Genomic DNA, 23927 nt, shown 5'->3' with positions numbered 1-23927 from the left:
TTTAGTCCCAATTCCGGATATTTTTCGATCGCCTCATAGAGATTTTTTTGGGATAAAACTAAACATTTACATTCTTCTATAGCCGTCACAGAAGCAGAATGGGACTGGGAATCTAAAACCGACATTTCCCCAAAATAATCCCCTGGCTTCAGATGGGCCAGCCTCAGCCCTCCGATATGAACTTCCACTTCTCCGGACACCAGAATATAGAGATAGGAACCAGTCTCATCCTGGCGAAAAATAGTGTGGCCCGCAGGAAATTCGATTTCTCCTAATTGGTGAGCAATTTCCGTTAAAAACTCATTTTTTTTGGCTTCAATATTGCTAAAGATAGGAATATCTTGAATCAGTTCCAGAGACTGCGTAGAAATCATCATAAAATTTGCTGTTGTACCTGGTGATAAAAGAGGTCTTCAGAGGCTCCAAACAGGCGATTAAGTTTACGCACCCGTTGGCAAAGAACATTAATCATTTTTATCGCTACTTTGGGCCGTTCTTTAATAGCTTGATAAACTTGTTCTTGGGTTAAAACCAGACATTGAGAGGGGTCTAGGGTTGTGACGGAAGCTGATCGCGGCCGAGATTCAAAGATGGCCATTTCCCCAAAATACGATCCGGGGCCGAGTTCGGCCAGTTGCACGTCATCAAAATGGACTTTGACGCGACCAGAAAAGAGAATATAGAGTAAGTCGCCGCGATCGCCTTGAGTAAAAATGGTATGGTCTGGGGGAAACTGCACCTCTTCTAAATGAGTGGCTAACTGTTCTAGAAACTCCGTTTGAGCGAGATCTTGGAAGATGACCAGCTCGGTTAAAAATTTGAGTCGGTCAGCTACACTGAGCGTAAGGGTTGTGCGATCGCCTGTATCAGTCACCATAGGCTTTTGAGGAATTGAAACGGCCTGCTTCTAAGCTACCATGTCATTTGGCTTCCGTCAGCAGGAGAGCCAGATAACCCAGAAGAGCGATCTTTGTCTCTTTAAAAATCCGATCCGGTTTAGAATGTCTCTAAAAACTGGTCAATGACAGTGACAGGTTCACTCGCACACTGTGCTTGGTCATAAATGTGGATCAGATCGATACCTGGAAGGCGTTCCAAATCACTTAATTCTGGAAGATCTAACTCTTTTAACTGCACAATGAGTAAGCCTGATTTATAGCGCTTCGCCCTCGTCTAGTTACAAGTTAGAATAGAGAATGTACAACTTTCGAGAAGGTCTACTCGCGATGGCAAGCGCTTATAGTCAAAAAATCCGAATACGGGCCTTGGAGCTGATAGGAAATGGTGTACCAATCAGCCAAGTGAGTCGGGCACTGAAAATTAGCCGCCCAACCCTTTATAGATGGAAAGAAACCAAAGAAAAAACCGGTTCGACAGTTCCTAAAAAAGGCAGACCTCCAGCTCAACCTTGTGGGATTAAAGACTGGGAAAAGTTCAAAGAATTTGTCGATGCTAACCCTGACAAAACTCAAAAAGAATTAGCCAAATTATGGGGTGATGTCAGTCATCATACAATTAGTAGAGGGTTAAAAAAAATGGGTTACACTCGTAAAAAAAAACTTATGGTTATCAGGAAAGATGTGAGGAGGAACGGTCTGAGTTTAGGCGTAAACTAGCTCAATATAGATCAAAACAGGTAATCTACATGGACGAAAGCGGTATAAACAATAATGAAAGCTATCCTTATGGATGGAGTCAAAAAGGGGAAAGATTATATAGTATGCGACCTGGAAAACGCCAAGATAGATTAAGTATTATCGGCGCTTTATGTGACGGAAAAATCTTGGCTCCGATGGTATATCAAGGATATTGCACAGCCAAGGTGATCGAGACTTGGTTGGAAAAATGTTTATTACCAGAGGTAGAAAAAGGTCAGGTAATTATTATGGATAATGCCCCTTTCCATAACTCCCGTAAAATTAGAGAACTAATTGAAAAAGCGGGATGTGAATTGCTGTTTTTGCCTACCTACTCTCCTGACTTAAACCCAATTGAACATTGGTGGCAAAAAGTAAAGACAGCAATTAGAAAAGAGTTGCCTCTTCATGACTATAATATTCATAAAGCAGCAGACGCAGCATTCCAGTATTTGTAAATAGACCAGCGCGAAGCGCTATATCTTGATGCTGCACCAGGAGATCGAAAACATAACTTTGGCGGCTATTTGCGATCGTCAGACGGAATTGGGGACTGACCAGAAAATTGATATTGCGAGCCTCAAGAATTTCTGCAAGTGTGGCGACAATGGAGCAATGACAGGTTAAATTTGCCAGCGAAGAATGGCATCTTGGGAATAGGTCAAAGAATGGGTATCCGAGGAAGAATCTGTAACCGCAGGTTCAATTAAATTAGCAACTAAACGAGAACCCGCTAAATTCGCTCCACTGAGATCCGCACCACTCAAGTTAACCTCAATCACCAAATTGCGCTGAATATTCACTTTGTGACGGTGGAGATAACGACGCAGAACCGCTTTCAGATTATCTTTTTTAACCCGCTCCCCTAACTCCTGAGAGATCCGCTTCCACAGTTTAGCGCCCACATCCTTGATATAATCGGGATCGTAGCCCGCATCCTGGGCAATTTTACTGTAAGATTTGCCTTCCCAAGATTGCCGAAAGACAAGTTCTTGGACTTGAGTTAAAGCTTCATAGTCCAAAATGGTTTCCACCCAAGTCAAGGCTTCATCAACGGTCATTGGGGGATACTAGCAAGCCATTCTGTTAAGTCCTGCTGTTGTTGGAAGTTAGGCATCGCTTCCATTAACCCTTGGAGTTGGGTGAACGACAGATTATAAATTTTCTCTTCCGTCTCTGCTGCGATCTTCCCAAGTTTGTGGCGTAACATCATCAAGACCGCTTCCTGGCGGCCTTCCTGAAGACCTTCTTGGCGACCTTTTTGCAGGATAAATTGATAAAAAGAAGAGTCTTCCAGCAAGTCTTCGCGGAAGAGGTCTTGAATAATTTCCGGGTTGTGAATCAGTCCAGACATAATAGCAGTACAGGCGATGATTTCTTTGCGTTGATTAGGGTCAGGAATTTTGCGCGTGGCCTCTGCTACCTGTTGTAGCAGATCTCGCGGCGCATTGCTACGGGTTAGAGGGGCTAAAGGGAGAAGAGCAGCATCATTGAGGAAAGGAGCAGGATCTTGTTCCCACAAACGGAGGACGCGATATGTGTGAAGGGTATTTTGGACTTGGAAGCGATCGACATACACTTCAGGTGAGTTGGTCTGTTTCAGAAAAATGACCACTTGCTCAATGGTACAGTGATATTTCCGATAAAGCCTTAACCAATAGTCGATCATCCGCTCTGGTAAGGGGGGGTTAGGTTTGGGAACGCGCTCAAATTCCAGATGCAGGATAGTATCGGCTGCTTTGAGTAAGATTAAGGAGTCAGCACGAACCGGTTCAGTAGAGAGTTCAGTTTTAATCACTTGCACATTGCTGGCATTGACTTGGGGAAGCAGCAAACGGACAAAACTGATTGGGTTTTGGGTTGCCAGGAATTTACAGGTGTTGTCAAAAGCCACAATCTACAAGAGACCCAAAAGTGAAGTTCCTCCATCATTCTACCTCACATGGGGGTAGCACCTGACATTTACCTTACTTTTTCATGACTTTTTGCTACTGACACAGTGAGCATAAATAATTATCCTTCTAGAGGAGAGTATATAACCATACAAAAAAGACTTCAATTTCAACATTCTAATGTCCTTCTTGACTCAGGAGGCTTGCTACCTTGAATATCTTGATCAAATTGATTACACCAGGCCCTTTTGCTCTGCCTTCAGGCTTTGGTCTTCGCGTTGTCAGTAGCTGGTTTGTTTCTCACTTTATTTTGACATTTGTAATTGCTTTTTTCGCTATAGTTTCAGGTGATCTAAAAGATCCAGATTTCGGTTATCTAGCTTACAATGGAAGCCTATTTGGAGCCGCGCTGTGTTTTTATGGGTTACTGGGAATAGCTATAGATTATATGCGAGGAAACCGACCTTATTATCCGGGATGGTATTGGTATTTATACCCTTGGATTTCAGCATTTTATGTGGTGATATTATTGCTGATCTTTCTACTATCCCTTTTGGGGGTGAGCTTACCTGAACAAAAAACTAGGAGGCTAACTAGAGATCAGTTACATCAAGCTCTTGAACAATCCTCTCTCCAAGATTTATTAGAGAATTATGGTAATGCATTTGAAGAACTAAAAAAAAGAGAGCAAGCAGGAAAGCTCGATCCGGCTCAAGCAGAGGTGGTCAGAAAGTTGAGAACTTTTGATCGCTCGAAGTATGATAGAAAGATCACCTCGCTGTTGAGTCAAGAAGAATTTGAAAGACTGTTTATCCTGATGTTGATTGTAATGTTGATAGAGGAATAACCATGGGATTTCAACTGTTTAAAATGAATGTACCGCGCAATAGCCCTATTTTAAAATATCTCAGTATTCAGCCGGGCAAGTATATATTGAAATGGGACAACGTTAATGGTGATTTAATATTTTTGTCTCCAAGAGGTACGGAAAAGCTGACGTTGAAAATGTCTCCTGAAGAATTCCAAATCATGCGATTAATGGTTGACAACAACACGGATAAGTACACCTTTGATGAAGAGAGTATAAAAGAATCTGTTAAACGTTTAAAACGTTTTTCATCAAAGGTAGAAGGTTATGTTGTACATCATATAATTCCTCTACACTTATTCAAAACTAGCAAGTTACTCTTGGCAGTACATCCAGACAATAAAAAGGGTCACCCAAGGCATGTTAATTTTTATGAGAATCACCCTGCTAATCTTCTTCATTTACCAGCTACTTTTCATAAGGGCCCTCATATTTGGTATAGTAACTTAGCTGAAGACTGCCTAGAAGGTGAATGGTCTGATATTGTTAAGTTTGGGTTGGAAAACGATAGGTCTCAAATTGTAGAGAGAATACATGACATCATTATTTTCCTGAAAGATAAGATCCGGGAAATGCGAGAAAAGGGATTAGTTTCAATTAATGATATTTAGGGGGAAATGTCCCCAAGTCATGGCTTAAGCTTCTACATCAACAGTATATTCTTTCAGCAATTCTAAGGAAATCACCGCTAAGGTGTTGAGATGGGTAGCGGATAGGACGACAGGTGGTAGATAAAAACCAGCGATCGCACTCAAACCGCTATCCTGATAAATACCAAGTTTTCCTAAAGCCACTCAGGGACAAGCAATGACCGATTATGACTCCCCCTGGAAAGAAGCCATCTCCCTCTATTTTCCAGAATTTATGCGCTTCTTCTTCCCCAACATTGCCACAGACATCAATTGGAGTCGAGGATTTCAATTCCTCGACACCGAACTCCAGAAAATCAAGCGGGAAACCGAAACTGGGCGACGAGAGGCCGATAAACTCGTCCAAGTTTGGCAACATAATGGACAAGAAACCTGGGTTTTACTCCACATCGAAGTTCAATCTCAGCCCCAATCCGAATTTGCCGAACGCATGTATATTTACAACTCTAGGCTCTTCGACACCTATCGTCGGCAAGTCGTCAGTTTAGCTGTCTTAGCCGACGAACGCCCCTCCTGGCGACCCCATCGCTACAAACGAAAACTGTGGGGATGCAAATCGAGCTTAAACTTTCCCATCGTTAAGCTTCTGGACTACAATACGAGTGAATTAGACAGCAACCGAAACCCCTTTGCCGCCATAGTTCAAGCCCATAGAGCAGCTCAAGCGATGGGAAAGAACCCAGAAAATGGCTATCAGAACAAACTCAGGTTAGTCAAAAGTCTCTATGAACGGGGATTATCCCGCAAGGATATAGTAGAGCTATTTCGGCTGATCGACTGGCTGATGGAACTTCCAGAACCAGAAGAGCGGCGATTATGGACAGAACTGGAAACCTTAGAGAAGGAGAAAGTCATGCCTTATATTACCAGTGTTGAACGCTTTGGCATTGAGAAAGGACGTGCTGAGGAACGACAAGAATCTATCCTTCGGATCTTGGAAGTTCGTTTTGTGGAGGTTCCAGACGAGTTAAAAGAGCAAGTGAGGAAAATCGCCAGCTTGGAAGTGCTGGCAGAACTGTTGACTCAAGCTGTAACAGTCGAGTCTTTGCCGTCTTTCCAAACAGTAATTGATGAAGTGGCTACGTCAGTACAAGAGCCAGATCGCCGAGAAGAGTGATGTTTCTGTCTTCAACAATCTGACGATCGATGGTTTTCAATCAACCGCATACTCTTTCAGCAATTCTAAGGGGATCGTGGCTAAGGTATTGAAATGAGTAGCCGATAGAACCACGGGAGGCGCAACCCCAGCTTCGAGGGCTTCTTTCCAACGGGAGGCACATAAACACCAGCGATCGCCACTTTTAAGCCCCGGAAACCCATAGATCGGTACAGGGGTACTGAGGTCATTGCCCTGCTTGCGGGTATAATCCAGAAATTCATCGGTCACTTGGGCACACACCGTATGCAGCCCGAAATCTCCCGGCCCAGTTTCACAATATCCGGTGCGATAATATCCCGTCATGGGGTTAGTGCAACAGGGTTGTAAGGGTTCACCGAATACATTTTTGGCTTCAGATTGGGTTTCAGACATAGGGGATAAGAATCTGTTTTCTACTTATTTTAATCCATAGGAGAGCTGTTGCATTGCCCCCATTCCGCTACAATTTGAAAGATTGTGCCGTCAGAATAGTTGATGAAAATTGCCACTTGGAATGTTAACTCAATTCGTACCCGACTCGATATTGTTGTGAATTGGCTGCGAGAGAACCCGGTTGATGTGTTGGGGTTGCAGGAAACAAAGGTGACTGACGATCGGTTTCCGCGATCGCCCTTTGAAGAGGCAGGATATCACGTTTATATTTCTGGTCAAAAGTCCTATAATAGTGTCGCCCTAATTACGCGATCGCCCCTATCCGATGTCAGTACCGGTTTTACCCCCATTCTAGGTGCGGATCGGGTAGGAGAGTTTGACGAGCAAAAGCGTTTAATTACCGGAGTCTTAGATAATATCCGCATTATCACGGTTTATGTGCCCAACGGCGGCGACTTTGAAAGCGATAAATATTCCTATAAACTAGAGTGGCTCTCACTTCTGCAAGATTATCTCGATATCCTCCTCCAACGCCATCCCCAAGGCTTATGTATTTGTGGCGATTTTAACATTGCTCCAGAAGATAAGGATGTCCATTTTCAAGTCTCTCCCAATAGCCAAAAAACTGGTACTACAGCCAAGGAACGAGAAGCCTTGCAACGAATTCTCAAATTGGGATTAGCCGATGCCTTCCGTAAATTCAACTCAGAAGAAGGTCAATATACTTGGTGGGATTATCGCCAAAACTCCTTTAAGCGTCAGCGAGGGTGGCGGATCGATCATCATTATCTATCAGCTCCATTAGGCGATCGAACTTCAGAATGTATCATTGATATCGAACCGCGAAAATTACCCCAACCCAGCGATCATACCCCTGTAATTGTGGAGTTTTAATCCCTATTTTTTCATGATTAGAGTATTATTAGTAGACGATCAAAGCTTAGTCCGAGAAGGATTATGTAGCCTCCTGCAAACCAAACCCGATCTCGAAGTGATAGGAACGGCTGAAAATGGCAAAATGGGTGTTGAACGAGCCATATCTTTACAACCTGATGTCGTATTAATGGATGTGCGGATGCCTGTTATGGACGGTGTTGCTGCTACAAAAATGCTGCAAGAACAGTGTCCCCAGATCAAAGTTTTGGTCTTAACCACCTTTGACGATGATGAGTATGTCACCCAAGCCGTGCGCTATGGCGCGAAAGGTTATTTATTAAAGGATACGCCTTCAGAAGATTTAGCCGCAGCTATTCGAGCAGTTCATAAAGGCTATACCCATTTGGGGCCAGGATTATTAGAAAAAATGCTCTCTAGTCAACCCGAACCAGAGGCGAATTCAGCGCCACCAGAATTGCAACTTTTAACTCCAAGGGAACAGGAAGTATTAAAACTGATTGGTGCGGGTTATAGCAATCGGGAAATTGCCAAAACTTTGTATATTTCCGAGCGCACGGTGAAAAATCATGTCGCTAATATTTTAAGCCGTTTAAATGTGCGCGATCGCACTCAAGCGGCTATCCTAATCAATACCAAGTTTTCCTAGTAAAAGGCGGTATCCGTTACTTTAACTTCTGATCCCAAACTCCCACATAAATACGGCCATCACTTTCCCGTTCAATTACGCCCCTAAAGTTCTCATGGGAAAACTCATAATATTGGGCTTGACCTTGGCGCACCCGCTCAAATTCATCAATCACATCTACAGGGGCATTGCTACCTAACATGCCATTAACCATAACCCGACTGATAAATCGATCGATGTTTGGGTCAAAAGAGGCTTCAGTTTGGCGAATTTGACGACTACTGGGGTCAAGTAAATAGCCCAATTTAATCGTGCCTAAATCATAACTGATTGCGTCCGTTCCCCAGAGTCCGGAAGTGGTTTGGCTCGGTTCTCCAAGAGCCTCTAGCACTTGAGATTCTGAGGCTCCAGGGGGAAATCCTCTAGGGACAGGAGGGGGCGCGGGTTCTGTAGGTTCAGGTGTAGGAATGGGCACGGGAGCCGGGGTAGGTGTGGGTACAGGCATGGGAGCCGGTGCAGGTACGGGAGCGGGAGTTGGTGCAGGTACGGGAGCGGGAGTCGGCGTAGGTGTAGGCAGGGGAGAGGGTGCGGGTTCAGGAGTTGGAGAGGGGGAGGGGGAAGGCTCAGGGGTTGGGGTTGGGGTTGGTAAGGGTTGGGGACTGGGGGAAGCAATGGGGTCAGAGGGAGAGTTAGCCAATTGTAGAGTAGCGGTTACGCCTCCAATTAAAGCAGCGATCGCCACTAAAACCAGTAGGGGCAGCCAAAGTAAGCGCTGAGGTTCAGTCGTGGTTTGGGGGGGCGCAGTGCCAACCGCAGGTTGGCGGTGTGGGGGGGGAACCAGGGCAATAGTTGCCGCTTGGCTGGTGGATGAAAGGGCGGGAGTTTGAGGCGTTGTCGGAATGGCAATTTGTGAGGTTTGGGGTAATAAATTAAGCCATTCTCCAATAGTTTGGGGTCGGTCTTCAGCATTGAGAGCCATTCCCCGCAGCACCGCTTGGTTAACCGCAGGACTTAGATGGGGTTGTAGGTCTCTGGGGCTGGGCATTTGGTGGCGATCGCGTAAAATAGAAGCCACAGGTATTCTGGCTGTTAGTACCGTATAGAGGGTCGCTGCGAGTCCATAAACATCTGTAGCAGCACTGCGACGCTGCGATCGCATATACTGCTCAATAGGCGCATAACCCTCCGAGACTAAGCTAGTATGGGTTTGAGTTAAATTCTGCTCGTATTCCCTGGCAATCCCAAAATCAATCAGCACCACTTCTTGGGTTCCTTCCCGCAAGAGAATATTTTGGGGCTTAATATCCCGATGTAACAAGCCCTTCTGATGCACCACCTCTAGCGCTGCTCCCATTTGGCGGATATAATGGATAGCTACAGCCTCATTTAACGGGCGATCGGGATACACCAACTCTGCCAATGTCGGCCCTGGAATATAATCCATCACCATATAGGGCATCCCATCTTCCGTAAAAAAATCACTCACCCGCACAATATTCGGATGCACGCACAGGGCCAACCGGCGAGCCTCATCCTGAAACTTCTGCACAAACTCCTGAAAATTCGGCTGTTTGCGGATAGACTGATTCAGAGTTTTAATCACCACAACCTGATGTAAATAATGATGAGTCGCCTTAAACGTTAATCCAAACCCACCTTGACCCAGTTCTTCATCAAGGGTATATTTTCCTTCCTGTAAGGTTTTAACCATATTTCACAATACAATTACCCATTACCAATAACCCAACATTCAGTACATAGCACAGGATATACCAAAGCTTAACCTGAAGATTACCTATTCGTGAACGTAATGTCCTAGACTGACAAGCGAGCTGATATTCACAACACGACCTCAACTTTGGCATGGTTTCTTCATTTCTGCCTACCCCTAATCCTGAAATCCAGTTTCGTCAACTACTCGAAGACCTCTATCAAGGTCGGAGCCTAGTAGACTTTGCTGGTGGGCAAATGATTCCTCTCCATTCTAATGATCTTTGGGTCATCTGTCGGGGAGTGGTCAGTTTAAGTGCAATTCAGACCAATGGAGAAGAATCTTTATTAGGCTTTGCCGTTCCTTCCATGCCCTTCGGCCTACCGTTAACCATGATTGATGGTTATCAAGCCGTGGCCCTCTCCCCTATCAGCTTAATGCGCTTTAGCCTCACTGAGGTAGAAAAATCTCCCCTTCTCTCCAAGAGTTTATGGCATGAATTAAGCCGTCGTCTACGGCAAACCGAATCTATTCTCGCTTTAGTCAGTCATCGGCGCGTCAGAGAACGCTTAGAACAATTATTACTATTATTAGCCCAAGAAATGGGCCAACCCACCGCAGATAACCAAGGCATACGCCTACCCGTTAAATTAACCCATCAGAATTTAGCCAATACCATTGGTACAACACGAGTAACCGTCACTCGGTTAATGAAAGAATTGCGTCAAGATGAATGGCTAACCCTAGACTCCCAGCGTTATATTACTCTAAACAAAGGGTAATCTGGCTCTACTGCTCTCTAGCCGCTCTATCAAAGAGTGGCCTTATCAAACCCTCCCAGAAGGCTGATAATCAAATAACCACTTAAACTGTAAATCTCCTAACCAAGTAGGGGTTAAGCGGTAAATCCAGTTTCGCAAGTGACAACTTAGAGGATTTTCTAATTGACCCAAAGAACCAATTTGGCGCGAAGTAGCAAACACTTGGGTAACTCGTGGGGTACGGCGTTGCTCGAATTCCCGTAAAACTTGGGCAAGTTGGGATAAATCTGCACCCATTTTAATCGAGTACACTAGCTCATAGGCATCTTCAATCGCCATGCATCCCCCTTGACCAAGATTGGGTTGCACCGGATGAGCAGCATCTCCAATTAATGTGACTCGATGATGACCCCAAACTGAAGATAAAGGTGGACGGTCATAAATATGATCTTCATAAATATCGGTTTCTTCAAGAGCCTCAATAATCTCAGGAACCGGCGAGCTATAGTGTTGGAAGATTTGGCGCAACAGAGCTTTGCGGGTTCCTCGTTTACTCCCAGGAGTCTCTAGGGGCACATTATCAAAAGCATAAAAGGAGCATTGACCGTCGCCGATGGTAAAATAGCCGAAGCGATCGCCTATTCCCCAGTATTCCATCCAACTATATTCTCGATTCAACTCAATTCCTTCTGGGTTAAAACATCCCCGCCAACAGCGCATCCCACTATACATAGGCTGCTCCAGCACCGAGTCTGAATTCAAAGAGGCCCGCACTTGAGAATAAAGTCCATCTGCACCCACCAAAACATCGCCCCAAGTTGAAGTCCCATCCTCAAAAGCAACCTCTATTTTTTCATCCTTTTCCCTAAAATTGACAAACTTCTTTGCCGTTTGTACAAGGTCTGATGGTAGCGCATCATATAACAGTTTCTGTAACACAGGACGACTCAGACAAACCCCTAAATCCGAGCAATTAACAAACTCAGGAGCGTTAATATATAACGGCTTTCCCTGATAATTGCTAAATCCTCCCTTCTTGATTTTTCCTCCTTTTTCATAAAGAGATGGAGACAATCCCAATTCGTCATACACAGTCATGGCATTGCGTTGGATAAAAATACCTCCAGCACCGGATATCATCCCTTCCCATGTGCGTTTTTCATAGACTTCTACCTCCAATCCTGCTTGTAAAGCAGCAATGGCACAAGTTAATCCACCAATACCACCACCAATAATAATTACTTTTGGGGTCATGACTGATACCCTATAAATAAAGACTAAAATAATTTTAAGTCAAAACCCAAATCTTCGTCTAAATCCCATGACTCCAATCTCCTTACCTCCCATCTGTGGCTCTGAAGCAGAAATCACCGCCCTTGTCCAAGAGCAAACCCCCATCTATGGCTCTACCCCCTGGAATCTCAACCAGATAAGTGCCGCCTTTGCCTGTGCCCTACATATGCACCAACCCACCATTCCCGCAGGCGAAAATGGTGCATTAATCAGCAATTTACAATATATGTTTGACCACCCCCAAGAAGGAGATAATCATAATGCAGCTCCCTTTGCTTGGTGTTATCAACGGATGGGAGAATTTATCCCCGAATTAGTCAATCAAGGCTGTCATCCGCGCATCATGTTAGATTATTCGGGTAACCTCCTGTGGGGATTACAACAAATGGGGCGTGAGGATATTCTAGAGTCCTTAAAAACCTTGACAAAATCCCCTCATTCTGATTGTGTAGAATGGTTGGGGACAATGTGGAGTCATGCGGTTGTTCCCTCTACACCCATTCCCGATATTAAACTGCATATCTTGGCTTGGCAGCATCAATTTAGGGCGATTTTTGGTACAGATGCCCTCAAACGAGTCAAGGGATTTTCTCCGCCAGAAATGCATCTTCCTAACCATCCCGATACCCTTTATGAGTATATTAAAGCCTTGAAAGAATGTGGCTATCGCTGGTTATTGGTGCAGGAGCATTCAGTAGAGCGATTAGATGGGAGTTCCCTACATCAGGATGATAAATATGTGCCTAACTCTTTAATTGCTCGCAATTCTCAAGGACAAGAAATCTGGATTACTGCTTTAATTAAAACCCAAGGTTCAGATACAAAATTAGTGGCGCAAATGCAACCCTATCATGAAGCAAAAACGCGCTCTAGAAAAGCTTTAGGCAATGGAGAGATCCCCAGTTGTGTCACCCAAATTGCTGATGGCGAGAATGGGGGTGTGATGATGAATGAATATCCCCGCGATTTTATTCCGGTATGGGAGGAAATTAAAGGGAATGGTCAGGAGAAAAAAGGAGTTGTGGGGTTGAATGGTACAGAATATTTAGAGTTGCTCGAACAGGGGGGAGTCAAGCCAGAGAATTATCCCGTTTGTCAGGCAGTACAGCAGCATAAAATATGGCAAAATGTGGGAGATCTTATCACACCAGAGAAGGTGCAAATGGTATTAACAGAACTACGAAAAACCGATCCTCAATTTCATCTCGATGGAGCATCTTGGACGAACGATCTTAGTTGGGTGAAAGGATATGAAAATGTGCTAGAACCAATGCATCAGTTAAGCGCTTTATTTCATGCTAAATATGATGGTTTAGTGGCGCAAGATCCAACCGTAACGCAACAGGAAGATTATCAAGAGTCCCTCCTTTATGTCTTACTGCTAGAAACCAGTTGCTTTCGATATTGGGGACAGGGAACTTGGACAGATTATGCGCGAGTGTTGTACGAGCGGGGGAAAGAAAGGATGAAGAAGGGGGAATAGGGAAAATCGAAATTTCACCCTATTTCCCACTTCACTTTGACCCATTTGTAATGGATAATTAGCTGGTTTCGATAAGTGAGTTTTCTTGGCGTAAATAGGCTTCGATAAAGTCCATAATCTCACCATTCATGACATCGGTAATGGCGGTGGTTTCTACGTTAGTGCGTAGATCTTTGACCATTTGATAGGGATGGAAAACATAGTTTCGGATTTGATTTCCCCAGGCGGCTTCAACAATATCACCTCGAATATCGGCAATTTCTCTAGCTCGTTGTTCTTGGGCAATCACCAGTAGTTTGGCTTTGAGCAGAGCGAGGGCTTTTTCTTTGTTTTGTAATTGCGATCGCTCTTGAGTACAGCGTACCGCTAAACCGGTGGGTAAGTGGGTTATCCGAACGGCTGTTTCTACCTTATTGACGTTTTGGCCACCTTTTCCACCAGAACGAGAGGTGGTTATTTCCAGGTCTTTTTCTGGGATGTCCAGCTTTACCTCTTCATTCAAAATTGGCATCACTTCCACCCCAGCAAAACTGGTTTGCCGTTTGCCATTGGCATTAAAGGGGGAAATTCTCACTAACCGATGGGTTCCTTTTTCCGCTTTCAGATAACCGTAGGCATAGCGCCCATCAATTTCTAGGGTGGCAGATTTGATTCCCGCTTCGTCCCCTTCAGAAATATCAGCTAGATGGACTTTATAGCCCTGGGCATTTCCCCAGCGCTCATACATCCGCAGTAGCATTTCTGCCCAGTCTTGAGCATCGGTTCCCCCTGCTCCCGCATTGATGGTTAGCACTGCTCCACTTTTATCGTAGGTTCCCGATAACAATTGTTGCAGTTCCCATTGATCGAGATCGTGGCTTAAATGGGAAAGATGAGATTGGGCCTCTTGGAGTAGTGATTCATCGACTTCTAACTCTAACAACTCCAAGATGGCCCTCGTCTCTTCTAATGTACCTTGCCACTGCTGAAACTGTTGCAGGGAGGATTTCAGGTCATTTAGCTCTTGCAGGGTTCTACCTGCTTGGGTTTGGTCATCCCAGAAATCGGCTTGAGAAGCGAGTTGTTCTAAATCTTGGATTTTGGCATTGAGGATGGGTAGCTCAAAGATAGTCCTGGGTTTTACCCAGGCGATCGCACAACAAGTCTACTTCACGTTTGAGCGTTAGTGTATCCATAAGGTTTTGATTGAGTCTAAATTCTTTGCCCGTTTATTTATATATCATAAACTGTAACTAGCCCATCTCTAGAATAGGAGAGGTCATGGTACAAACTCCCCCCCAACCCGAAACCGAAACCCTGTTACTGGAGTTACCCAGAACTCTGAAGCTCTATGTCACTCAAGAACAGTTTGAAGCTCTAGCTGCGAGCAATCGAGACTTACAACTGGAAAGAACCGCCCAAGGAGAGTTAATTGTGAATCCACCGACAGGTTGGGAAAGTGGAAAACGGAATAGTAGGATTTCTGGCGAGTTGTATATATGGTGGCGCAATGTGGGTGAAGTAGGAGAGGTTTTTGATTCTTCGACTGCTTTTATCTTATCCAATGGTGCAAATCGCGCCCCGGATGCTTCTTGGGTAAGTCAAGAGCGTTGGGATGCACTGACTGATGAACAAAAGGGAACGTTTGCCAATATTTGCCCGGATTTTGTGGTGGAATTGCGCTCAAGTTCGGATACGCTGAAGTCTCTGCAAGAGAAGATGCAGGAGTATATGGATAATGGGGCAAGACTAGGTTGGTTGATCGATCCTAAAAATCGAACGGTGGCCGTTTATCGCGTGGGTTTAGAAGTCGAAGTTTTATCTAATCCCACTGAGTTATCCGGTGAGGATATTTTACCCAATTTTGTGTTGAATTTGCGCCGATTTTGGGGTGCGATCGGTTAAAATTTAATCAGCCAATTTCTTCGATCCTAGAGGTTAACATGGTACAGACACCCCCCAAACCGGAAACCCTGTTACTGGAGTTACCCAGAAGCCTAAAACTTTCTGTCACTCAAGAACAGTTTGAAGCTCTAGCTGCGAGTAATCGAGACTTACAACTAGAAAGAACCGCCCAAGGAGAGTTAATTGTGAATCCACCGACAGGTTGGGAAAGTGGAAAACGAAATAGTAGGATTACCGGACAATTGGATCGTTGGGACGAAGAACATGAAAACTTGGGACAGGCTTTTGATTCTTCGACTGCTTTTATCTTACCCAATGGTGCAAACCGCGCCCCGGATGCTTCTTGGGTGAGTCAAGAGCGTTGGGATGCACTGACTGATGAACAAAAGGGAACGTTTGCCAATATTTGCCCGGATTTTGTGGTGGAATTGCGCTCAAGTTCGGATACGCTGAAGTCTCTGCAAGAGAAGATGCAGGAGTATATGGATAATGGGGCAAGACTAGGTTGGTTGATCGATCCTAAAAATCGAACGGTGGCCGTTTATCGGGTGGGTTTAGAAGTCGAAGTTTTATCTAATCCGACTGAATTATCCGGTGAGGATATTTTACCCAATTTTGTGTTGAATTTGCGTCGGGTTTGGGGTGCGATCAATTAAAAATAAAAAATGGGTCTGGGTTGTTGATTCAATTAAGATTGATACAATCATGATTGGTCTATTGTAGGGGCGGGTTCACCAATCTTTAGGAGACAAACGATCGATTTTCAAAACCCGCCCCTACCCCATCGATAACTGGACTCGATCTTGACTCATTGTTAAGCTATAGTTCTAAGATATCAGGATTAGCATATTGACGGGTGGTGAATTCTGATAGTAAGGTCTTGATGACCGTCCGATATTGCTCTAGCTCATCCATGATATGATTACCTCCTGCTCTGAGTTGAAAACAAGTAACTGAAATCGACGATTTTCTAAGAGAACTTGACCGATTGACATTGAGTCTTCAAATAGATCGCTAAATACAACATCTCGGATGGCTAAGAAAAGTTTTCTTTCTGGTTCAATTCTAGCCAGTAAGTCTTGGTAAAGGATAAATTGACCTAGAGCATTTTTCAGATCTTGAATATCGGATAATCCCACAAAGCTTTTAACTTCAATAGCGTAAGGAGGGTTGGCTACAGTGTTCTAATATCAATTCGGCGGTTTTTTGCGGTTGCTCTAAATGGGGAGTATGGCCAGACTGCTCGATCCAAATCAGTTTAGAATGGGGGATGGCCTGCTGGAATTTGGCCGCATCAGCAGTACCGAGAATGCGATCGCCTTCTCCCCATAAAATCAGAGTGGAATGAGTCACTTTCTCTACCTTGTCCGCCATATTATTGTAGCCGCCACTGAGGGTAAAACTAACCATGGCTTCTGTCCAATAGGGCATCTTTAAATGCAGTGCCCCACAGAGTCGGGCATCCACAGAAGCCCATTTGCGGTCATAATAAGCTTGCACAGCGACAGATTGCCTCACCCAAGATTGACGTAAAAAATTAGCTGCACCATAGACGAGAGGTTTTAACCATTTTGCGGTGATGGCTTGACCGTTGGCAAATCCGGCACTATCAATTAAGACTAACTGTTCTACGGCTTCGGGATAGCTCAGGCTAAAGTCGATCGCCGTTCCCCCTCCCATGGAAACCCCCACTAAAATTACCGGTTTTTGAATCAGGGTTTGCCAAACCGAGTGTAAATGAGTTTTGATCGCTTCTGGACTAACGGGTAAATCAGGCCGTCGTTCGGTGAAGCCAAACCCAAATAAATCGATCGCCCAAGTCTCTTGATATTGGGCTAATAGAGGAAGTAAGCGCCGAAACTCTAATAGGGAACTATCAAACCCCGGCAATAAGATAATCGGAGTCCCTCCATTGCCCTGATGAACATAGGAAGTGATAATCGGTTCAGGACTTAAGGGAGTGGCGATCGCCTGCTCTTGGATCGCTTGGATCATGCCGATAGAAGTCTCTTCTGTAAAGGTGTTCAGCTCAGAAGCAAAAATAGGATTCATGGACATCATAGCGCTTCGTTCTAGGTAATAGGCAATAGGGTTTGATGTAGGGGCGGGTTTGAAACCCGCCCCTACATCAAATTAGTTGATTAAAGGGAAAGTCCCGAATCGGGGTATAATAACTTAAGCTAACCTAAAATGGCTCTTCCAGAACTGGTTCTGAATTGTTTATCTGATTCCTTATGAGTACCCCGATTACGATTACTGACTCTCAATTTGAATCTGAAGTCCTCAAAGCCTCTAAACCTGTCCTGGTATACTTTTGGGCAGCTTGGTGTGGCCCCTGTCGCTTAGTGAGTCCTTCGATCGATCAAATTGCGAGGGAATATGGCGATCGCCTAAAAGTAGTAAAAATGGAAGTAGACCCCAATCCAGAATCCGTGAAAAAATACGCTGTAGAAGGAGTTCCCGGATTGCGCCTGTTTAAATCCGGAGAACTAACCGCTTCTGGAGAAGGGGCACTCACCAAACCCAAATTAGTCGAACTGATCGAACCCCACCTATAACCCATCTCCCCATTTCCTGTCCCATGATTCGTTTTGCCGATCGCCTCAAATCCTTTGAACATAATGTCTTTGCTGACATGGATCGCGGCAAAGGCAAAGCCAGAGCTGCTGGTTTAGAAGTAATCGATTTATCCTTGGGATCGTCCGATCAACCCACTGCTCCCCACATTATAGAGGTGATCGCCCAAACCCTCCCCGATACCCGCACCCATGGCTATCAGCTCTTTAACAGTACCCTCCCCTTCCGCCAAGCCTGCGCTAAATGGTACACCGATAAATACAATATTCCCGTCGATCCAGAAACTGAAGTCCTCACCCTTATTGGCTCCCAAGAAGGAACCGCTCATCTCCCCCTAGCACTCCTCAATCCTGGCGATATCGCCATTTTGCTCGATCCCGGCTATCCCTCCCACTATGGCGGGGTTTGCTTTGCTGGAGGCGAACTCTACACCCTGCCCTTGCGCCAAGAAAACGGATTTTTACCCGACTTTAGGGATATTCCCCCCTCCGTCTTAGACCAAGCGCGGATGATGGTTCTCAACTATCCCCATAATCCTACCTCCGCCACTGCTCCCCTCTCCTTCTTCAAAGAAGCCGTCGATCTCTGCTTGCGCCACAACATCGCCCTGATTCATGATGCCCCCTATGCCGAATTCGTCTTTGATGGTAAACCCCCGTCCCCTTCCGTGCTGCAAGCTGACCCCGATAAAGCCATCTCCATCGAATTCTTTTCTCTGTCCAAAACCTACAGTATGGGCGGGTTTCGCGTCGGTTATGCCATTGGAAATCCTGAACTGATCGCCGGACTGCGGCAAGTCAAGGCAGTGGTAGACTTTAATCAATATCAAGGCATCTTTAATGGGGCGATCGCCGCCCTCCAAGGCTCCCAAACCCATATCCAGACCACGATTAACCGCTTTCAACAGCGTCGAGATACCTTTATCTATGCCATGGACGACATCGGCTGGGCCATTGCTCCCTCCGCCGCCACCATGTTCCTCTGGGCAAAACTACCGAAAAAATGGGAAAAACACTCAGTTGAATTCTGTACTAAACTCGTGGAAACTACGGGGGTTGCTGCCTCCCCAGGAGCCGGTTTTGGCCCCAATGGTGAGGGTTTCGTCCGTTTTGCCCTCGTTCATGACCCCCACATTCTCCAACAGGCAGCCACTCGGATCGGTGAGTTTCTGCGATCGTAGAAATACGGAGAATACCCTCTAAATTTCCTTTCAAACTTTAAGAAAACTTGTTGCAATCTTCATGGTAACTTCACCACAGGGCAAGGGTTTCAGGCTATGATAGGAACAAGTTGACAGGAAACAACTTTCCTCAACTCAGCCAGCAAAAGCTGTAGGAAAAGAAGAGTTTCGGCAAAGAATAACAATCACCTTGCTCTCGTGAACTCGGTCACATCCCTTCCCCAAATAGCAGCTTAAGATGGTATTCAGTTGAGAGAAGGACAACTTCCCGACAACCTGAACCATTACTCAGACAGCCAACACGCTCAAAAGTTCTAGGAGATTGAGATTATGTTTAACACTATGAAAAAAATTGCTATGGGTGCTTCCGTCGTCGCTGGTGTCAGCATCCTCGGCGCTCCCGCATTCGCTGGTACACTCACTGGAGTTAGCACAACTGGCGATGTTCGCGTATTTGAACAAATTAATGCAACCCAGCTCCAACTCGCAGGCAGCAACAGCAACACTACCGCCCTTGCTGCGCTTTTATCTCAAGGTAACGTTGAGCTAGATGACAATATCGACTCCGGTTGGGCAAACGCTACCCCCTCAACCTTAACCGCTAACTTTAATGATGGTCGTAGCATCATGTTTGGTTCCGTGGGTAAAGGAGACTGGGATGGTGGCTTGGCAGCTGCATGGACAAACAAAGCCTACACGACCTACGCCAACATCTTTAACCAATTTAACCTCACCTCCGGCAGCGCTGTATTAGGTGCTATAAACACCACCTTTGCCTCCAAAAACATCTTCCAACGCCTCAGTGACCCCAACATCGCCTATGTTACAGGAGATAGCGGAGAATTTACCTTCGGATTAGCCGGTCACAACACCCTAGCAAGTGGTCTGAAAATGACAGCACCCGTGCGGTCAAGTTATCCTAGCGGTTTCACAGGTACTTTGGCTTATAACGCAGCTTTGGCTCAATACAATGCTTTTAATTCCATGGTTGCCAGTGAAGTCGTCAAGTACAGCCTTGATGGTGGAGTTAACTGGAATTTTGCCTACAGCTTCGGCGAAAACTCTTACCTCTCTGGAGTGGTTGACAAAGGAGATGGTTTCTCCCACACCCGCAACTTTGAATTTACCGTCGGTACTCGCGAAGTAGCTGATGTTCCCGAACCCTCCACTCTTCTTGGTTTAGCTGCCATCGGTGGTCTGGTTGTTGCTGCCAAGCGCCGCAAAAATGCTTAGGTCAAGTGCTGGTGAAGCTGGTATGCGTTGGGTAAAAGAGTCAGATTTCCTCCGAATTGAACTATAGAACAAGAAAGGGAGCCATATGGCTCCCTTTTTCTGTTCTGTTTCAAAATCAAGCTAGACATTTGAATAGCTCTCTGCTATGATAAGAGATTGTGATGCCTATGCGGATGTGGCGGAATTGGTAGACGCGCTAGATTTAGGTTCTAGTTCAGCAATGAGTGAAGGTTCAAGTCCTTTCATCCGCATTACTAATCTATCCTAATCTATTTGAAATCCTCTTCTACCTGGGCTTCCCTCAAGGAGGGAGATTCCCCTCAACATTAAAGAGATTTCCTCTTTCTACGAGTTCCCCTACTTGAATTAGTTTGGGACTTCCCAAAATTAATCTCATGCTGCTAGAATGGATGACAGGAATAGAAATTGGTGAAATCGTTTGAATATTAAGAACATTTTCCCCAAATCCTAATTCTTTGATGTTTGCCTTGATTGTAGGAAAGTCTCGATGTCAATTTATGTAGGTAACCTTTCTTTCCAGGTTACGCAAGAAGATATACAAGAAGTCTTCAAGGATTATGGAACCGTTAAACAGATTACTCTACCTACAGACCGAGAAACCGGTAGGGCGAGAGGGTTTGGTTTTGTAGAGATGTCTACTGCGGCAGAAGAAGACAGTGCAATTTCTGCACTTCATGGTGCTGAGTGGATGGGGCGTACACTGACGGTGAATAAAGCTCGACCCCGTGAGGATAGAGGTAACAAGAGAAGATTTTAAGATTTAGATTAGGATCTGAATTGGCAAAACAGGCGAGTGAAGTTTAGATTTTCAATGCCTGATTAAAGTCTGTCTAGTTGGAGTGCTGGGATTTAAATAAATTCCAGTCTTCCTGTTTCTGCATCTAAGCACACCGCAGCGCCAACGGGTAAGGCTCCATTTTCGCCATCATGGCCAAAGGGTAGCTCGGAAATGATGGGAATCCCTAAATCTGAAAGGCGATCGCCTAAAACTTCTTTTAGGGTTAAACTCGGTCGTCCTTCCGGGGGTTCACATTGGCTAAACCGACCTAATGCTATGCCTTGCACTTGGCTTAACAGACCGCTCATCCGCCACTGGGTGAGCATCCGATCGACTCGATAGGGCATTTCCGCCACATCTTCCCAGGCTAAAATGACTCCCTTTACAGGGGGTTGTAAGGGTGTGCCCAGCAGATGGGTGGCGACCGTTAAATTCCCTGGCAGTAAAATTCCTTGCTTGCGTCCGCCTCCCCATCCTTGACCTTGTAGAGGGGCTAAGGGTTCTCCTCGTACAGCACTCCATAAGCGCTCCCGCGACCAGAGGGGTTCTTGAGCCAGAGTGGTTAGTAAGGGAGCATGAATACCTCCGCCCACTCCTTGGTAAAATTGGCTCCAAAATAGTCCAGTAATATCAGAAAAGCCGATGAGCCATTTGGGGTGTTGTTGCCAAGGTAAATCCTTAATCCAGGGTTCTAAGAGTCGGCTGGTTCCGTAACCGCCCCGAACGCATAAAATGCCCCGACAGTCGGGATCGTGGAGTGCATCGAGTAACTGAGCGCGGCGATCGCCATCTTTTCCCGCTAGATATCCCCATTGGTCATAAATTCTTTCATCTATCTTGAGCTGATATCCCTGTTGTTGCCAGAGTTCGAGACCGGCTTGAAAACGCTGCTTTTCTTGCAAAGGGCCACTAGGCGCAATAACGGTTAATCGATCTCCGACTTGCAGGGGAGGAGGAAGCGCTAAAGCCAGGGCCATAATTTCAAAGATAGGGGAATTGAGATCTACCCTGTCTAGGATACCTTGGTTTTTGGGCAGTATGAAGGGAAAGCTTAAAGAAAGTAATCCCCCAGTTGTCCCCAACTGGAGGAGTTCATCAGGGTGCATCTACCATTGCTGTATCCTCTCTGATTTCGATGCTATCCGGAAGGAGATCAAACCCCTCATCATATAAGTTGACCCCTTGAGGTATGATGTCTAATGTTTATCTACACCGAGTTATATGACTAGCTCTGATGCTGTACCTTTGAGCGATCGCCGAGAACAGTGGTATACCCAATTCTGGGAGCAAGAGGCAGGGTTTAATTCTGAGCGTCTGGCCTTTTTGGACTGGGGAATTGATCGCTCACCCTATGGGAATCAGATTCTGGAGTATGGCGATCGCCTCAAACAAGTACCTCAGTTAGGCTCTACCCATGATCAGGAGTATCCCCCAGTGGGTGAGCGACCGAACCTCATTGACGAACAAGCTCTAGATTTCCTTCATCCCGATATTAAAAATGCTTGTATTGCGGTCGGGGGATGGCATGAGGGATCATTTAAAACGAGATGGTTAGGTAGAAATGCTCTAGAAAAGGTGCAGTTTTGGAGCGCCACCAAAATTTTTCCCGCGATTAATACCCTAACCCAACTGAGGAGAACTTTAGAGGGATTGAAAATTGGCGATCGCGTCAGCGATGCGGAGCATGATCGCCACCAATACTATCCTTTCCAGGGAATTTTAGAGGATCTGGTCACCTATCAAGCTCAATATGCCAGTTCCAATGCGATCGCCGCTACCTTAAAACGCTTCCAAACCTATGCAGCATTAGAACAGTGGGTGAAAGACCTCACTGGACAGACCGATTTAAACTTCCAAGGACGCTATGGAGAACCCCCCTTTATCCCCACCCCAGAAATCATTGACTCTTATCAAGTCAGACTTTCAGCCGTTGAAGAACCCAACCCTGCGGGAGAAAACCTCATTCCTGCCTATGCTCTGACTCGGATCTTGTCTATGGTAGGTTGGCATTATCATCTCCCTGAAGGGAGCCAAATTCCTGGATTAGATTCGGAAAAACTCCAGTTATTGACTTCTTGTTTAGGTAAAGATACGGCTCGGTTTGTCGATCTGGCGATCGCCACCTTAGCTGTAGAGATCCGAAACCCTATTATCCTCTCTAAAATGGGCTTTGGTTACAGTTCATCCCGCAGACGGACGGAAATGACCTACACCAGTTTTATCCAATTTGAAGATCAAAATCAACTCAAATCCTTAACCTTAACTCTACGAGGGGCAAAAGCTTTAAATAACCCCGATCAAAGGGAGCGAGAAAACCAAGAAGCCAGAGAAATTGATGCTCGCATGACCACAGAAATCACGGAAATTTTGCGCCGATTTATGCTCAATTATCTCTGAATCGGGAAAAACGGGTAAACTATAGCTGTCGATCTCTGTCTCTATTTCTATGTCCCCTGAACTCATGAAAACCACCCTCAAGGGTTACTTCACCCAAATGAGTGCCATGAACCCTGAAGGGTGGGTTGAACTCTTTACCCCCGATGCCAAAATTGCCGATCCTGTCGGCAAACCCCCAGCGATTGCCCATGAAAAAGCGACCGCCTTTTTCCAATTCCTCGCTCAATTTTATGACCGCCTAGACATTACTCCCGAAACTCCTTTTATTTCGGGTACAGGTGCAGCCGTCAAATGGCAGATGAAGGTGGTCGCTAAAACGGGAAAAACCGCCCAAACCGAAGGGATTAGCGTATTTGAATTTAATGAAGCGGGTAAAATAATAGCCTTATCCTCCTATTGGGATGAAACCCAACTCATTGCCCAACTGAAAGGGGGTTAATAGAATTTAAGAATTTCTTTCTTGACTAGGCTTGATTCTTGTGATAATAAACAGAATGTTCCCTCATTCT

At 45.4% G+C, this 23927-nt stretch carries 27 protein-coding genes, 1 tRNA gene and 2 pseudogenes; 18 read left to right on the top strand and 12 right to left on the bottom strand.

What is annotated here, in order from left to right:
• Positions 1 to 29: 29 nt before the first annotated feature.
• Both AC3FZD_RS18155 and AC3FZD_RS18150 read right to left on the bottom strand, forming a co-directional pair.
• Positions 30 to 374 (bottom strand): annotated as a pseudogene (locus AC3FZD_RS18155) (cyclic nucleotide-binding domain-containing protein); the annotation flags it as partial.
• Positions 374 to 877, bottom strand: a complete 504-nt coding sequence (locus AC3FZD_RS18150) for a cyclic nucleotide-binding domain-containing protein (protein ID WP_488737368.1) — start codon at positions 875 to 877, stop codon at positions 374 to 376. The pseudogene AC3FZD_RS18155 and the gene AC3FZD_RS18150, both read right to left, overlap by 1 nt.
• Positions 878 to 1226: 349 nt before the next feature.
• Here AC3FZD_RS18150 and AC3FZD_RS18145 point away from each other — a divergent pair, with 349 nt between their 5' ends.
• Both AC3FZD_RS18145 and AC3FZD_RS18140 read left to right on the top strand, forming a co-directional pair.
• Complete coding sequence (locus AC3FZD_RS18145) at positions 1227 to 1616, top strand: IS630 transposase-related protein (RefSeq protein ID WP_488737367.1); 390 nt, start codon at positions 1227 to 1229, stop codon at positions 1614 to 1616.
• Between the two features lie 11 nt (positions 1617 to 1627).
• Positions 1628 to 2095, top strand: a pseudogene (locus AC3FZD_RS18140) (IS630 family transposase); the annotation flags it as partial.
• 165 nt (positions 2096 to 2260) lie between these two features.
• Here AC3FZD_RS18140 and AC3FZD_RS18135 read toward each other — a convergent pair.
• Entirely contained in the window at positions 2261 to 2698 is a 438-nt protein-coding gene (locus AC3FZD_RS18135; RefSeq protein WP_488737366.1) for a pentapeptide repeat-containing protein, read from the bottom strand.
• The gene (locus tag AC3FZD_RS18130) at positions 2695 to 3531 is read right to left on the bottom strand and encodes an Rpn family recombination-promoting nuclease/putative transposase (protein ID WP_283760908.1); all 837 of its coding nucleotides are present in this window, start codon (positions 3529 to 3531) and stop codon (positions 2695 to 2697) included. The genes AC3FZD_RS18135 and AC3FZD_RS18130 overlap by 4 nt, the downstream gene beginning before the upstream one ends.
• A 209-nt stretch (positions 3532 to 3740) precedes the next feature.
• On the opposite strand from AC3FZD_RS18130, the gene AC3FZD_RS18125 reads away from it, so the two are divergent.
• Entirely contained in the window at positions 3741 to 4376 is a 636-nt protein-coding gene (locus AC3FZD_RS18125; RefSeq protein ID WP_488737365.1) for a hypothetical protein, read from the top strand.
• Between the two features lie 2 nt (positions 4377 to 4378).
• Positions 4379 to 5008, top strand: coding sequence for an AHH domain-containing protein (locus tag AC3FZD_RS18120; RefSeq protein ID WP_488737364.1), 630 nt, complete (start codon positions 4379 to 4381; stop codon positions 5006 to 5008).
• A gap of 24 nt (positions 5009 to 5032) precedes the next feature.
• On the opposite strand, the gene AC3FZD_RS18115 is transcribed toward AC3FZD_RS18120, so the two are convergent.
• Positions 5033 to 5191, bottom strand: coding sequence for a hypothetical protein (locus AC3FZD_RS18115; RefSeq protein WP_283760911.1), 159 nt, complete (start codon positions 5189 to 5191; stop codon positions 5033 to 5035).
• A gap of 13 nt (positions 5192 to 5204) precedes the next feature.
• Here AC3FZD_RS18115 and AC3FZD_RS18110 point away from each other — a divergent pair, with 13 nt between their 5' ends.
• Positions 5205 to 6164, top strand: a complete 960-nt coding sequence (locus AC3FZD_RS18110) for an RpnC/YadD family protein (RefSeq protein WP_488737363.1) — start codon at positions 5205 to 5207, stop codon at positions 6162 to 6164.
• A gap of 36 nt (positions 6165 to 6200) precedes the next feature.
• Here the strand turns inward: AC3FZD_RS18110 and AC3FZD_RS18105 are convergent, their stop codons facing one another.
• Complete coding sequence (locus tag AC3FZD_RS18105) at positions 6201 to 6578, bottom strand: DUF2237 family protein (RefSeq protein WP_488737362.1); 378 nt, start codon at positions 6576 to 6578, stop codon at positions 6201 to 6203.
• A 102-nt stretch (positions 6579 to 6680) separates the two neighbouring features.
• Between AC3FZD_RS18105 and xth the strand changes: the two genes are divergently transcribed.
• Both xth and AC3FZD_RS18095 read left to right on the top strand, forming a co-directional pair.
• A complete protein-coding gene (gene xth / locus AC3FZD_RS18100; protein ID WP_488737361.1) occupies positions 6681 to 7472 on the top strand; it encodes an exodeoxyribonuclease III in 792 nt (263 codons plus the stop codon).
• A 13-nt stretch (positions 7473 to 7485) separates the two neighbouring features.
• Positions 7486 to 8121 (top strand): response regulator, encoded by a 636-nt coding sequence (locus AC3FZD_RS18095; protein ID WP_488737360.1) that lies wholly within the window; start codon positions 7486 to 7488, stop codon positions 8119 to 8121.
• 16 nt (positions 8122 to 8137) lie between these two features.
• On the opposite strand, the gene AC3FZD_RS18090 is transcribed toward AC3FZD_RS18095, so the two are convergent.
• Entirely contained in the window at positions 8138 to 9811 is a 1674-nt protein-coding gene (locus tag AC3FZD_RS18090; protein WP_488737359.1) for a serine/threonine protein kinase, read from the bottom strand.
• Between the two features lie 152 nt (positions 9812 to 9963).
• Between AC3FZD_RS18090 and AC3FZD_RS18085 the strand changes: the two genes are divergently transcribed.
• The gene (locus tag AC3FZD_RS18085; RefSeq protein WP_488737358.1) at positions 9964 to 10593 is read left to right on the top strand and encodes a Crp/Fnr family transcriptional regulator; all 630 of its coding nucleotides are present in this window, start codon (positions 9964 to 9966) and stop codon (positions 10591 to 10593) included.
• A 45-nt stretch (positions 10594 to 10638) separates the two neighbouring features.
• Here the strand turns inward: AC3FZD_RS18085 and AC3FZD_RS18080 are convergent, their stop codons facing one another.
• Positions 10639 to 11826, bottom strand: a complete 1188-nt coding sequence (locus tag AC3FZD_RS18080; protein WP_488737357.1) for an FAD-dependent oxidoreductase — start codon at positions 11824 to 11826, stop codon at positions 10639 to 10641.
• A 67-nt stretch (positions 11827 to 11893) separates the two neighbouring features.
• Here AC3FZD_RS18080 and AC3FZD_RS18075 point away from each other — a divergent pair, with 67 nt between their 5' ends.
• Complete coding sequence (locus AC3FZD_RS18075) at positions 11894 to 13348, top strand: glycosyl hydrolase family 57 (protein WP_488737356.1); 1455 nt, start codon at positions 11894 to 11896, stop codon at positions 13346 to 13348.
• 58 nt (positions 13349 to 13406) lie between these two features.
• Here AC3FZD_RS18075 and prfB read toward each other — a convergent pair.
• Positions 13407 to 14523 (bottom strand): peptide chain release factor 2 gene (prfB, locus tag AC3FZD_RS18070; RefSeq protein WP_488737355.1). Its coding sequence is split into 2 segments (ribosomal slippage): positions 13407 to 14450 and positions 14452 to 14523, totalling 1116 coding nucleotides; the frame shifts between segments, so codons are not numbered across the junction.
• Between the two features lie 85 nt (positions 14524 to 14608).
• On the opposite strand from prfB, the gene AC3FZD_RS18065 reads away from it, so the two are divergent.
• Together AC3FZD_RS18065 and AC3FZD_RS18060 are read left to right on the top strand one after the other, a co-directional pair.
• Entirely contained in the window at positions 14609 to 15232 is a 624-nt protein-coding gene (locus tag AC3FZD_RS18065; protein ID WP_488737354.1) for a Uma2 family endonuclease, read from the top strand.
• 38 nt (positions 15233 to 15270) lie between these two features.
• The gene (locus AC3FZD_RS18060; RefSeq protein WP_488737353.1) at positions 15271 to 15888 is read left to right on the top strand and encodes a Uma2 family endonuclease; all 618 of its coding nucleotides are present in this window, start codon (positions 15271 to 15273) and stop codon (positions 15886 to 15888) included.
• A 246-nt stretch (positions 15889 to 16134) separates the two neighbouring features.
• On the opposite strand, the gene AC3FZD_RS18055 is transcribed toward AC3FZD_RS18060, so the two are convergent.
• Positions 16135 to 16371: an element excision factor XisH family protein gene (locus AC3FZD_RS18055; RefSeq protein ID WP_488737352.1), complete on the bottom strand. Its 237-nt coding sequence runs from the start codon at positions 16369 to 16371 to the stop codon at positions 16135 to 16137.
• Between the two features lie 13 nt (positions 16372 to 16384).
• Positions 16385 to 17293 (bottom strand): alpha/beta fold hydrolase, encoded by a 909-nt coding sequence (locus AC3FZD_RS18050; protein WP_488737351.1) that lies wholly within the window; start codon positions 17291 to 17293, stop codon positions 16385 to 16387.
• 173 nt (positions 17294 to 17466) lie between these two features.
• On the opposite strand from AC3FZD_RS18050, the gene AC3FZD_RS18045 reads away from it, so the two are divergent.
• The 5 genes from AC3FZD_RS18045 to rbp all read left to right on the top strand — a co-directional run bounded on the left by AC3FZD_RS18045 (position 17467) and on the right by rbp (position 21000).
• Entirely contained in the window at positions 17467 to 17790 is a 324-nt protein-coding gene (locus tag AC3FZD_RS18045; RefSeq protein WP_488737350.1) for a thioredoxin family protein, read from the top strand.
• A gap of 26 nt (positions 17791 to 17816) precedes the next feature.
• Positions 17817 to 18989, top strand: coding sequence for an LL-diaminopimelate aminotransferase (locus AC3FZD_RS18040; RefSeq protein WP_488740381.1), 1173 nt, complete (start codon positions 17817 to 17819; stop codon positions 18987 to 18989).
• A gap of 330 nt (positions 18990 to 19319) precedes the next feature.
• A complete protein-coding gene (locus AC3FZD_RS18035; protein WP_488737349.1) occupies positions 19320 to 20222 on the top strand; it encodes an NF038130 family PEP-CTERM protein in 903 nt (300 codons plus the stop codon).
• A gap of 169 nt (positions 20223 to 20391) precedes the next feature.
• A tRNA-Leu gene (locus AC3FZD_RS18030) sits at positions 20392 to 20473 on the top strand.
• 257 nt (positions 20474 to 20730) lie between these two features.
• A complete protein-coding gene (gene rbp / locus AC3FZD_RS18025) occupies positions 20731 to 21000 on the top strand; it encodes an RNA-binding regulator (protein ID WP_488737348.1) in 270 nt (89 codons plus the stop codon).
• 92 nt (positions 21001 to 21092) lie between these two features.
• Here rbp and AC3FZD_RS18020 read toward each other — a convergent pair whose 3' ends face one another.
• Positions 21093 to 21998: a S66 peptidase family protein gene (locus AC3FZD_RS18020; RefSeq protein WP_488740380.1), complete on the bottom strand. Its 906-nt coding sequence runs from the start codon at positions 21996 to 21998 to the stop codon at positions 21093 to 21095.
• 244 nt (positions 21999 to 22242) lie between these two features.
• Between AC3FZD_RS18020 and AC3FZD_RS18015 the strand changes: the two genes are divergently transcribed.
• Positions 22243 to 23418, top strand: a complete 1176-nt coding sequence (locus AC3FZD_RS18015; RefSeq protein WP_488737347.1) for a hypothetical protein — start codon at positions 22243 to 22245, stop codon at positions 23416 to 23418.
• A gap of 49 nt (positions 23419 to 23467) precedes the next feature.
• Positions 23468 to 23857 (top strand): nuclear transport factor 2 family protein, encoded by a 390-nt coding sequence (locus AC3FZD_RS18010; protein ID WP_488737346.1) that lies wholly within the window; start codon positions 23468 to 23470, stop codon positions 23855 to 23857.
• The last annotated feature ends 70 nt before the right edge of the window (positions 23858 to 23927 follow it).

Source organism: Roseofilum sp. KMC-1 (assembly GCF_057802075.1).
Note: the sequence above shows the minus strand (reverse complement) of the source record. Positions and strands in the feature narration are given on the sequence as shown.